This window comes from Pseudoalteromonas sp. Isolate3 (genome assembly GCF_022398505.1).
Classification (GTDB): domain Bacteria; phylum Pseudomonadota; class Gammaproteobacteria; order Enterobacterales; family Alteromonadaceae; genus Pseudoalteromonas; species Pseudoalteromonas apostichopi.
On record NZ_JAKEVN010000139.1, the window covers coordinates 1 to 9,327 of the forward strand.

17 protein-coding genes are annotated in these 9,327 nt (G+C 43.7%); all 17 read left to right on the plus strand.

What is annotated here, in order from left to right:
• The first annotated feature begins 246 nt into the window (after positions 1 to 246).
• The 17 genes from rplN to rplQ all read left to right on the plus strand — a co-directional run bounded on the left by rplN (position 247) and on the right by rplQ (position 8,728).
• Positions 247 to 615 (plus strand): 50S ribosomal protein L14, encoded by a 369-nt coding sequence (rplN, locus tag L1D46_RS18375; protein ID WP_010378257.1) that lies wholly within the window; start codon positions 247 to 249, stop codon positions 613 to 615.
• A 10-nt stretch (positions 616 to 625) separates the two neighbouring features.
• Complete coding sequence (gene rplX / locus L1D46_RS18380) at positions 626 to 940, plus strand: 50S ribosomal protein L24 (RefSeq protein WP_036974032.1); 315 nt, start codon at positions 626 to 628, stop codon at positions 938 to 940.
• Between the two features lie 16 nt (positions 941 to 956).
• Positions 957 to 1,496 (plus strand): 50S ribosomal protein L5, encoded by a 540-nt coding sequence (gene rplE / locus L1D46_RS18385; RefSeq protein ID WP_054554390.1) that lies wholly within the window; start codon positions 957 to 959, stop codon positions 1,494 to 1,496.
• A gap of 10 nt (positions 1,497 to 1,506) precedes the next feature.
• Positions 1,507 to 1,812 carry a 30S ribosomal protein S14 gene (gene rpsN, locus L1D46_RS18390; RefSeq protein WP_130049941.1) on the plus strand — a complete coding sequence of 102 codons (306 nt, stop codon included), beginning with the start codon at positions 1,507 to 1,509 and terminating at the stop codon, positions 1,810 to 1,812.
• A gap of 21 nt (positions 1,813 to 1,833) precedes the next feature.
• On the plus strand, positions 1,834 to 2,226 hold the full coding sequence (rpsH, locus tag L1D46_RS18395) for a 30S ribosomal protein S8 (protein ID WP_054554388.1): 393 nt from the start codon (positions 1,834 to 1,836) through the stop codon (positions 2,224 to 2,226).
• Positions 2,227 to 2,239: 13 nt separating this feature from the next.
• Positions 2,240 to 2,773: a 50S ribosomal protein L6 gene (gene rplF, locus L1D46_RS18400; RefSeq protein WP_054554387.1), complete on the plus strand. Its 534-nt coding sequence runs from the start codon at positions 2,240 to 2,242 to the stop codon at positions 2,771 to 2,773.
• A gap of 9 nt (positions 2,774 to 2,782) precedes the next feature.
• The gene (gene rplR / locus L1D46_RS18405) at positions 2,783 to 3,133 is read left to right on the plus strand and encodes a 50S ribosomal protein L18 (protein ID WP_130049940.1); all 351 of its coding nucleotides are present in this window, start codon (positions 2,783 to 2,785) and stop codon (positions 3,131 to 3,133) included.
• 9 nt (positions 3,134 to 3,142) lie between these two features.
• Entirely contained in the window at positions 3,143 to 3,649 is a 507-nt protein-coding gene (gene rpsE, locus L1D46_RS18410) for a 30S ribosomal protein S5 (RefSeq protein ID WP_036974018.1), read from the plus strand.
• 3 nt (positions 3,650 to 3,652) lie between these two features.
• Complete coding sequence (gene rpmD / locus L1D46_RS18415) at positions 3,653 to 3,835, plus strand: 50S ribosomal protein L30 (protein ID WP_016710201.1); 183 nt, start codon at positions 3,653 to 3,655, stop codon at positions 3,833 to 3,835.
• 4 nt (positions 3,836 to 3,839) lie between these two features.
• Positions 3,840 to 4,274: a 50S ribosomal protein L15 gene (gene rplO / locus L1D46_RS18420; protein ID WP_054554386.1), complete on the plus strand. Its 435-nt coding sequence runs from the start codon at positions 3,840 to 3,842 to the stop codon at positions 4,272 to 4,274.
• A gap of 10 nt (positions 4,275 to 4,284) precedes the next feature.
• Entirely contained in the window at positions 4,285 to 5,613 is a 1,329-nt protein-coding gene (secY, locus tag L1D46_RS18425; protein WP_036974013.1) for a preprotein translocase subunit SecY, read from the plus strand.
• Between the two features lie 22 nt (positions 5,614 to 5,635).
• A complete protein-coding gene (gene rpmJ / locus L1D46_RS18430; RefSeq protein WP_002959476.1) occupies positions 5,636 to 5,749 on the plus strand; it encodes a 50S ribosomal protein L36 in 114 nt (37 codons plus the stop codon).
• Positions 5,750 to 5,877: 128 nt separating this feature from the next.
• Positions 5,878 to 6,234 carry a 30S ribosomal protein S13 gene (rpsM, locus tag L1D46_RS18435; RefSeq protein WP_036974011.1) on the plus strand — a complete coding sequence of 119 codons (357 nt, stop codon included), beginning with the start codon at positions 5,878 to 5,880 and terminating at the stop codon, positions 6,232 to 6,234.
• 13 nt (positions 6,235 to 6,247) lie between these two features.
• The gene (gene rpsK, locus L1D46_RS18440; protein ID WP_036974009.1) at positions 6,248 to 6,634 is read left to right on the plus strand and encodes a 30S ribosomal protein S11; all 387 of its coding nucleotides are present in this window, start codon (positions 6,248 to 6,250) and stop codon (positions 6,632 to 6,634) included.
• A gap of 21 nt (positions 6,635 to 6,655) precedes the next feature.
• Positions 6,656 to 7,276: a 30S ribosomal protein S4 gene (gene rpsD, locus L1D46_RS18445; protein ID WP_036974007.1), complete on the plus strand. Its 621-nt coding sequence runs from the start codon at positions 6,656 to 6,658 to the stop codon at positions 7,274 to 7,276.
• A gap of 24 nt (positions 7,277 to 7,300) precedes the next feature.
• On the plus strand, positions 7,301 to 8,287 hold the full coding sequence (rpoA, locus tag L1D46_RS18450) for a DNA-directed RNA polymerase subunit alpha (protein WP_130049939.1): 987 nt from the start codon (positions 7,301 to 7,303) through the stop codon (positions 8,285 to 8,287).
• Between the two features lie 39 nt (positions 8,288 to 8,326).
• Positions 8,327 to 8,728 (plus strand): 50S ribosomal protein L17, encoded by a 402-nt coding sequence (gene rplQ, locus L1D46_RS18455; RefSeq protein WP_004589197.1) that lies wholly within the window; start codon positions 8,327 to 8,329, stop codon positions 8,726 to 8,728.
• The last annotated feature ends 599 nt before the right edge of the window (positions 8,729 to 9,327 follow it).

Genomic DNA, 9,327 nt, shown 5'->3' on the forward strand with positions numbered 1-9,327 from the left:
CACATTAGCGCCCTGTTTGTTTTATAATCAATAACAAACCAGCAAGTCGCTGTAATTCCTTAATGCAAGCAGCACGATTAATTCCAAATTAATTAAAAAATAACCTACCACTTCCTTGTCATTGCTGCTACAATTGCCCGCCCTTAAGAGACAACTTGCTTGTTTTTTGAGTGGAATTTAACCGAAATGTCTTGATTTTAAACAGAATTAAGGCGTGTTGTAATTTCTACACCGGAGGTCATTAACATGATCCAAATGCAAACTCAGCTGGACGTTGCTGATAACAGCGGCGCTCGCAAAGTGCAGTGTATTAAAGTCCTTGGCGGTTCGCACCGTCGCTATGCAGCGGTTGGCGATATCATCAAAGTTTCTGTAAAAGAAGCTATTCCTCGCGGTAAAGTGAAGAAAGGTGATGTTAAAAACGCGGTAGTTGTGCGTACTAAAAAAGGCGTTCGTCGTCCGGACGGTTCTTTGATCCGTTTCGATAGCAATGCGGCTGTTATCTTAAATGATAACTTACAGCCAATTGGTACTCGTATCTTCGGCCCTGTGACTCGTGAACTTCGTACTGAAAAGTTCATGAAAATCGTTTCACTAGCACCAGAAGTACTATAAGGAGTCTATCATGGCAGCAAAAATCCGTCGTGATGACGAAGTAATCGTACTAGCCGGTAAAGACAAAGGTAAGCGCGGTAAAGTGCTTTCAGTTGTTACTGAGTCTGGTCGAGTATTTGTCGAAGGCATCAACTTAATCAAGAAGCACCAAAAGCCGGTTCCACAGTTGAACCAAGCTGGCGGTATTGTTGAGAAAGAAGCGTCTATCGACGTATCAAACGTTGCGATCTACAACTCGGAAACGGGTAAAGCAGATCGTGTAGGTTTCAAGATTGAAGATGGTAAGAAATTACGTATCTTTAAATCTACTGGTAAAACTATCTAATAGTTGGAGTAGAATGATGGCGAAACTGCATGAAGTATATAAAGACAAAGTAGTCGCTGAACTTCAAGAGAAGTTTGGTTTCAGCTCTGTCATGCAAGTCCCTCAGATCGAAAAGATCACATTAAACATGGGTGTGGGCGAAGCTCTAGCTGACAAGAAGATCTTAGATAACGCTGTTGCGGATCTAGAAGCAATCTCTGGTCAGAAACCTCTAATCACTAAAGCACGCAAATCAGTTGCAGGCTTCAAAGTGCGTGAAGGTTACCCAATTGGTTGTAAAGTAACCCTACGTGGCGAGCGTATGTGGGACTTTTTTGAGCGTTTGGTTTCAATCGCTATCCCGCGTATCCGTGACTTCCGTGGTGTAAGTGCTAAGTCTTTTGATGGACGTGGTAACTACAGCATGGGCGTACGTGAGCAAATCATCTTCCCAGAAATTGATTATGATAAAGTAGACCGTGTTCGCGGTATGGATATCACAATCACTACTTCTGCGAAAACAGATGATGAAGGCCGTGCGTTGTTAGAAGCGTTTAACTTCCCATTCAAGAAATAAGGGTAGGGTTATGGCAAAGAATTCTATGAAAGCGCGCGAAGCAAAGCGCACTAAATTAGTTGCTCAGTATGCTGAAAAGCGTGCGGCACTAAAAGCTATCATCAGTGATGTAAATACATCTGACGATGATCGTTGGGACGCGGTATTAAAGCTACAAGCTTTACCACGTGATTCTAGCTCTTCACGTCAACGTAATCGTTGTAACGTTACGGGCCGCCCACATGGTTACCTTCGCAAATTCGGCATGAGCCGTATCAAAGTTCGCGAAGCAGCTATGCGCGGTGAAATTCCTGGCCTTAAAAAGGCTAGCTGGTAATAGTATCACGGGAGTAAGACTATGAGCTTGCAAGATCCTATTGCGGATTTGTTTACACGTATCCGTAACGGTCAGTCAGCGAAGAAAGTATCAGTAACGATGCCAACTTCAAAACTGAAAGTAGCAGTAGCTAAAGTATTAAAAGATGAAGGTTATATCGCAGATTACGCTGTAAGCGGTGAAGCGAAGCCTGAGCTTTCTATCGATTTAAAATATTTCGAAGGCAAAGCTGTTATTGAAAATATCCAGCGTGTTAGCCGCCCTGGTCTACGTATCTATAAGAAACGTGACGAATTACCAAAGGTAATGGGTGGTCTTGGTATCGCTATCGTATCAACTTCTAAAGGCCTAATGACAGACCGCGCAGCACGTAGTGCCGGCGTTGGTGGTGAGATCATTGGCTTTGTAGCTTAATCGGAGGGGAACTATGTCTCGCATAGCAAAGGCACCAATCAATGTTCCTGCCGGTGTAGAAGTTACATTAAAAGGCCAGGACATCACAGTTAAAGGCAAAAACGGTGAATTAACTCGTACTATCAACGACGCTGTTGAAGTACAAGTTAACGACAACGTTATTACAACTTTACCTCGTGAAGGCGTAGCTAATGCATGGGCACAAGCAGGTACTGCTCGCGCTCTAATCAACAACATGGTTGTTGGTACGCATGAAGGTTACGAGAAGAAACTTCAGTTAGTAGGTGTTGGTTACCGTGCAGCAGCTAAGGGCAAAGTATTAGACTTAACTCTTGGTTTCTCACACCCAGTGAATTTCGAAGTACCAGAAGGTATTACGATTGAAACACCAAGCCAAACAGAAGTTCTAGTTAAGGGCGTAGACAAGCAGTTAGTTGGTCAAACAGCTGCTAACATCCGTGCATACCGTAAACCTGAGCCTTATAAAGGTAAAGGTGTTCGTTACGCGGACGAGAATGTACGCCGTAAAGAGGCTAAGAAGAAGTAAGGTAAGACGATGGATAAAAAAACAGCTCGTCTACGTCGTGCTAAACGCACTCGTAGAAATTATATTGAACAAGGCACAACGCGTCTTGTTATCCACCGCACGCCACGTCACATTTACGCTCAAGTAGTTACTGCTGAGGGTAATGTACTGGCTGCTGCTTCTACTGTTGAAAAAGCAATTAGCGAAACAGTTAAAGGCACAGGTAACGTTGCAGCTGCTCAAGCAGTTGGTAAAGCGGTTGCTGAACGTGCAGCTGACAAAGGCATCGAAAAGATTGCTTTTGATCGCAGTGGCTTTAAATATCACGGCCGTGTGAAGGCGCTTGCTGATGCAGCGCGTGAAGCCGGTCTGCAATTCTAGGAGTAGACAATGGCTAACGTAGAAGCAAAGCAACAACAGCCTGATTTGGCTGAAAAGCTAATCGCGGTAAACCGTGTGTCTAAAGTAGTTAAAGGTGGTCGTATCTTTAGCTTTACTGCACTAACAGTAGTTGGTGACGGCGCAGGTAAAGTAGGTTTTGGTTATGGTAAAGCACGTGAAGTTCCAGCTGCTATTCAAAAAGCAATGGAAAAAGCACGTCGCAACATGATCAGTGTAGACCTTAACGGTAACACGCTACAGCACCCAATCAAGGGTCGCCACGCGGGTTCTAAAGTATACATGCAGCCTGCTTCTGAAGGTACAGGTATCATCGCCGGTGGTGCGATGCGTGCAGTACTAGAAGTAACTGGTGTACAGAACGTATTGTCAAAAGCATACGGTTCAACTAACCCGATCAACATCGTTCGTGCAACGATTGCTGCTCTAGAGAACATGAATTCTCCAGAGTCAATCGCTGCTAAACGTGGTCTTAGCGTTGACGAAATCACGGGGTAAACCATGGCTAATAAAACTGTAAAAGTAACACAAGTAAAGAGCTCTATCGGTCGTTTACCGAAGCATAAAGCTACATTACGTGGTCTTGGTCTACGTCGTATCAATCACACTGTTGAGTTAGAAGACACAGCATGTGTGCGTGGTATGATTAACCAAGTTTCTTACATGGTAAAGGTTGAGGGTTAATTCGATGCATTTGAATACACTTTCACCTGCTGCTGGTGCAAAAACTGAAAAGAAACGTCTAGGTCGTGGTATTGGTTCTGGTCTTGGTAAGACTGGTGGCCGTGGTCATAAAGGCCAAAAATCACGTTCTGGCGGTAAAGTTCGCGTTGGTTTCGAAGGCGGTCAAATGCCTATGCAACGTCGTCTACCTAAATTTGGTTTCACTTCACGTAAATCATTAGTATCTACTGAAGTTAACCTTTTTGAAATCGCTAAAGTTGAAGGCGATGTAGTAGACGTAAACGCGTTACAAGCAGCTGGTCTAGTTAAAAAGAACATCCAGTTCGTTAAAGTAGTTAAATCTGGCGAAGTTTCACGCGCAGTTACCGTTAAAGGTCTTAAAGTGACTAAAGGTGCTCGCGAAGCTATCGAAGCTGCCGGAGGCAAGGTAGAAGACTAAGGAAGTACTAATGGCTAAACCAGGTCAAGATATGAAAAGTGCACAAAGTGGGCTTTCGGAATTGAAGCGTCGATTACTATTTGTACTAGGTGCTATCATTATTTACCGTCTAGGTTCATTCGTGCCGATCCCTGGGATTGACGCCGCTGTACTTGCCGATTTCTTCGAGCAACAAAAGGGCACCATTGTTGAAATGTTTAACATGTTCAGCGGTGGTGCGCTTGAGCGCGCTTCAGTGTTAGCACTGGGTATTATGCCGTACATCTCGGCTTCGATTATTACGCAACTATTAACGCATATGTATCCGCCGTTTATAGAGCTTAAGAAAGAAGGTGAGCAAGGGCGTAAGAAAATTAGCCAGTACACACGCTACGGCACGCTTGTGCTTGCTACTATCCAATCAATCGGTATTGCTACAAGCTTACCGGGCATGATGGACGGGTTAGTTGTTAACCCTGGTATCGGTTTCTACTTCACTGCTGTAGTGAGTTTAGTAACTGGTACTATGTTCCTAATGTGGTTGGGCGAGCAAATTACAGAACGTGGTATCGGTAACGGTATTTCTGTTCTGATTTTTGTTGGTATCGTAGCTAACCTGCCGTCTGCTATTGGTTCGACAGCCGAAATGGCGCGCCAAGGTGATCTGAATGTACTTGTACTGTTATTGATTGCTGTAATCGTATTCGCTGTTACTTACCTAGTTGTATTCTTTGAGCGTGGTCAACGTCGTATCGTCGTTAACTATGCGAAGCGTCAACAAGGTCGTCAGGTATTTGCTGCTCAAAGCACGCACTTACCACTGAAAGTAAACATGGCGGGTGTTATTCCACCAATCTTTGCTAGCAGTATAATTCTGTTCCCTGGTACAATTGCAAGCTGGTTCGGCCAGGGTGAAGGTCCGGTCGCTGATGTGCTACAAGCAATCGCTACAACGTTGACTCCAGGTCAACCTTTATATGCGATGGTTTTAGCTGCGGCTATTATCTTCTTCTGCTTTTTCTACACCGCGTTGGTATTTAACCCGCGTGAAACAGCAGATAACCTGAAAAAATCTGGCGCATTTATCCCAGGTATTCGTCCAGGTGAGCAGACATCTAAATACATTGATAAAGTGATGACACGCCTGACATTGGCAGGTGCTTTGTATATAACCTTTATCTGTCTGGTGCCCGAATTCATGACTATGGCATGGCAAACGCCATTCTATTTCGGCGGTACATCAATTTTGATTATCGTTGTTGTAATCATGGACTTTATGGCACAAGTACAGACGCATCTGATGTCACATCAGTATGATTCTGTGCTGAAAAAAGCAAACCTTAAAGGCTACGGTCGATAAGGTCATTTTACGGAGTTGAGCAATGAAAGTACGTGCTTCCGTTAAGAAAATATGCCGTAACTGTAAAGTTATTAAACGTGCTGGTGTAGTACGCGTAATTTGCAGTGAGCCTAAGCACAAGCAAAGGCAAGGCTAATTAAACAGTCGTGCAGGCTGAGTTATTTACTCGGCCTGTGTTTTTAGTTGTGATTTGGTCTTCGTTTGAGTATCCTTACGGGCTTTTCAAACAGATGATTACCAAATTCAAATATAGGAGATGTGTTAGTGGCCCGTATCGCTGGCATTAACGTCCCTGATCATAAACATGCAGTTATCGGTTTAACTGCTATTTATGGCATAGGTAAGACTCGCTCTAAGGCTATCTTAGCAGCGACTGGTATCGCCGAGACCACAAAAATCGGTGAACTTTCAGACGAAACACTTGACGTATTGCGTGAAGCAGTTGGCAAGTACACTGTAGAAGGTGACCTTCGTCGTGAAGTTACATTAAATATCAAGCGCCTTATGGACCTTGGTTGTTTCCGTGGCCTACGTCACCGTCGTTCGTTACCACTACGTGGTCAACGTACTAAGACTAACGCGCGTACTCGTAAGGGTCCTCGCAAGCCTATCAAGAAATAAGGTGGGGTAGATTATGGCTAAAGCACCAATTCGTCGTAAGAAGGTTAAAAAGCAAGTTGCTGATGGTATGGCTCACGTTCATGCTTCTTTCAACAACACTATTGTAACAATTACCGACCGTCAAGGTAATGCACTATCTTGGGCAACAGCAGGTGGTTCAGGTTTCCGTGGTTCACGTAAATCTACTCCATTCGCGGCTCAGGTTGCTGCAGAGCGTGCAGGTACTGCTGCTCAAGAATACGGTTTAAAAAATCTAGAAGTTTTCATCAAAGGTCCAGGTCCAGGTCGTGAATCTGCTGTACGTGCTTTGAATGCTGCTGGTTACCGTATCACCAACATCACTGACGTGACGCCAATCCCTCATAATGGTTGTCGTCCACCGAAGAAACGTCGCGTTTAACAATAGGTTAGGAGAAATAACATGGCAAGATATTTGGGCCCTAAGCTCAAGCTGAGTCGTCGTGAAGGTACTGACCTGTTCCTTAAGAGCGGCGTAAGAGCTATCGACTCTAAGTGTAAACTTGAGACTGCACCTGGTCAGCACGGCGCTCGTAAAGGTCGCTTATCTGATTACGGTTTACAGCTACGTGAAAAGCAAAAAGTTCGTCGTATCTACGGTGTACTAGAAAAGCAATTCCGTAACTACTACAAAGAAGCTGCTCGCCTTAAAGGTAATACAGGTGAAAACTTGTTACAGCTTTTAGAGCAACGTTTAGACAATGTTGTATATCGCATGGGTTTTGCTAGCACACGCGCTGAAGCACGTCAGTTAGTAAGCCACAAAGCGATTTTAGTTAATGGTCGTGTAGTGAATATCCCTTCATACGTAATTACTCCAGAAGATACTGTTGTAATTCGTGAGAAGTCGAAAACACAAGCACGTATCATCGCTGCTCTAGAGTTGGCTGAGCAACGTGAAAAGCCGACTTGGGTTGAAGTTGACGGTAAGAAAATGGAAGGCAGCTTCAAGCGCCTACCTGAGCGTTCAGATCTGTCTGCGGACATTAACGAACAACTAATCGTCGAACTTTACTCTAAGTAAAGTTAAGAGTTAAGAGAGGATAAAATGCAGGGTTCTGTTACCGAATTCCTAAAACCAAGGTTAGTCGATATCGACGCTATCAACCCAACGCGTTCTAAAGTAGTTTTAGAGCCATTAGAGCGTGGCTTCGGTCACACTTTGGGTAATGCCTTACGCCGTATACTGTTATCATCTATGCCTGGATGTGCAGTAACTGAAGTAGAAATCGACGGTGTATTGCATGAGTACAGCGCGAAAGAGGGCGTACAAGAAGACATCATTGAAATTCTGTTAAACCTTAAAGGTCTAGCAGTAACTTTAGAAGGCAAAGATGAAGTTTTTCTGACCCTGACTAAATCTGGTGTAGGCCCTGTGACTGCGGCTGATATTCAGCACGATGGTGATGTAACTATCGCCAACCCAGATCACGTTATCTGTCACCTTACGACAGCTAACAGCGAGATCAGCATGCGTATTCGTGTTGAGCGCGGTCGCGGTTATGTGCCGGCATCTAGTCGTTTATCCTCTGATGACGATGAGCGTCCAATTGGTCGTCTGCTGCTTGATGCATCATTCAGCCCAGTTGAACGTATTGCGTACTCGGTTGAATCAGCCCGTGTTGAGCAACGTACAGACTTAGACAAGTTAATCATTGATATGGAAACAAACGGCACTTTAGATCCTGAAGAAGCGATCCGCCGTGCGTCTACTATCTTAGCTGAGCAATTAGATGCATTCGTAGATTTACGTGATGTAACTGAGCCAGAAGAGAAAGAAGAGAAGCCAGAATTCGATCCTATTCTACTTCGTCCAGTTGATGATCTTGAGCTAACAGTACGTTCAGCAAACTGTTTGAAAGCCGAGCAAATTCAATATATCGGTGATTTAGTTCAGCGCACTGAAGTTGAGCTTCTTAAAACGCCTAACTTAGGTAAGAAGTCTCTAACTGAAATTAAAGACGTGCTAGCTTCACGTGGTCTTTCTCTAGGTATGCGCCTAGAAAATTGGCCGCCTGCAAGCCTAGCTGAATAATCTAAATCACTATATTAGTTTAGTTAGAAGGATAGGGTCATGCGCCATCGTAAGAGTGGTCGTCAATTAAACCGTAACAGCAGCCATCGCAAAGCGATGTTCAGCAACATGGCTGGTTCTTTGGTGAAACATGAAATCATCAAAACAACTTTGCCTAAAGCTAAAGAGTTGCGCCGTGTAATTGAACCTTTAATCACACTGGCTAAGACTGACAGTGTAGCAAACCGCCGTTTAGCGTTTGCTCGCACGCGTGATAATGAAGTAGTTGGTAAATTATTCAGCGAAATCGGTCCACGTAATACAGACCGTCCTGGTGGTTACACTCGTATTCTTAAGTGTGGCTTCCGTGCTGGTGATAATGCACCAATGGCTTATATTGAACTAGTTGGTCGCCCAGCGACAAACGAAGAAGTTCAAGAAGACGCGCAGTCTGCAGAGTAAGTCGTAAAGACACCAAAAAGCCGAGCTTATGCTCGGCTTTTTACTTTCTGAAATTCATTTCTAATAAAATAACTCTATCAATCCACAATCATCACCATACCATCTTGAAGCAACTAGCAACTAGCAACTAGCAACTAGCAACTAGCAACTAGCAACTAGCAACTAGCAACTAGCAACTAGCAACTAGCAACTAGCAACTAGCAACTAGCAACAAAGATCACATGTAAAGATCATTACGTTTCTCTTTATTAAGTGAGCCCATCTTTATACAAACTCAAATAAGTTTTTTACTTCTTATATTGTTTAAATAACCCAAATACTGCTAATTTAGTGTGGTTTTTGCACGTTTCGTTCGTATTTTGCGCGAACAGTCATTTTTTTAATAAAAACTGCAAAAAACAGTTGATCTGAATTCGGATCTCCCTATAATGCGCATCCACCGACACGGCGGACTGCTTACAAAAAAGCAAAACGACGAGTTGGTTGAGTCAAGTAAAACTGAGTTTTGAAAAAATAAACTTTTCTCAAAATTAAGTGTTGACAAAAATAACGGCTTGCGTAGAATGCACAGCCCTTGAGACGCGAAAGTATCTCAAACG

Coding starts and splice junctions, on each gene's coding strand:
- rpsN (WP_130049941.1), top strand. CDS start 1,507: ATGGCAAAGAATTCTATGAAAGCGCGCGAAGCAAAGCGCACTAAATTA.
- rpoA (WP_130049939.1), top strand. CDS start 7,301: ATGCAGGGTTCTGTTACCGAATTCCTAAAACCAAGGTTAGTCGATATC.
- rpsD (WP_036974007.1), top strand. CDS start 6,656: ATGGCAAGATATTTGGGCCCTAAGCTCAAGCTGAGTCGTCGTGAAGGT.
- rplQ (WP_004589197.1), top strand. CDS start 8,327: ATGCGCCATCGTAAGAGTGGTCGTCAATTAAACCGTAACAGCAGCCAT.
- rplX (WP_036974032.1), top strand. CDS start 626: ATGGCAGCAAAAATCCGTCGTGATGACGAAGTAATCGTACTAGCCGGT.
- rpmD (WP_016710201.1), top strand. CDS start 3,653: ATGGCTAATAAAACTGTAAAAGTAACACAAGTAAAGAGCTCTATCGGT.
- rplF (WP_054554387.1), top strand. CDS start 2,240: ATGTCTCGCATAGCAAAGGCACCAATCAATGTTCCTGCCGGTGTAGAA.
- rplR (WP_130049940.1), top strand. CDS start 2,783: ATGGATAAAAAAACAGCTCGTCTACGTCGTGCTAAACGCACTCGTAGA.
- rpsE (WP_036974018.1), top strand. CDS start 3,143: ATGGCTAACGTAGAAGCAAAGCAACAACAGCCTGATTTGGCTGAAAAG.
- rplN (WP_010378257.1), top strand. CDS start 247: ATGATCCAAATGCAAACTCAGCTGGACGTTGCTGATAACAGCGGCGCT.
- rpsH (WP_054554388.1), top strand. CDS start 1,834: ATGAGCTTGCAAGATCCTATTGCGGATTTGTTTACACGTATCCGTAAC.
- rplO (WP_054554386.1), top strand. CDS start 3,840: ATGCATTTGAATACACTTTCACCTGCTGCTGGTGCAAAAACTGAAAAG.
- rpmJ (WP_002959476.1), top strand. CDS start 5,636: ATGAAAGTACGTGCTTCCGTTAAGAAAATATGCCGTAACTGTAAAGTT.
- rpsK (WP_036974009.1), top strand. CDS start 6,248: ATGGCTAAAGCACCAATTCGTCGTAAGAAGGTTAAAAAGCAAGTTGCT.
- secY (WP_036974013.1), top strand. CDS start 4,285: ATGGCTAAACCAGGTCAAGATATGAAAAGTGCACAAAGTGGGCTTTCG.
- rplE (WP_054554390.1), top strand. CDS start 957: ATGGCGAAACTGCATGAAGTATATAAAGACAAAGTAGTCGCTGAACTT.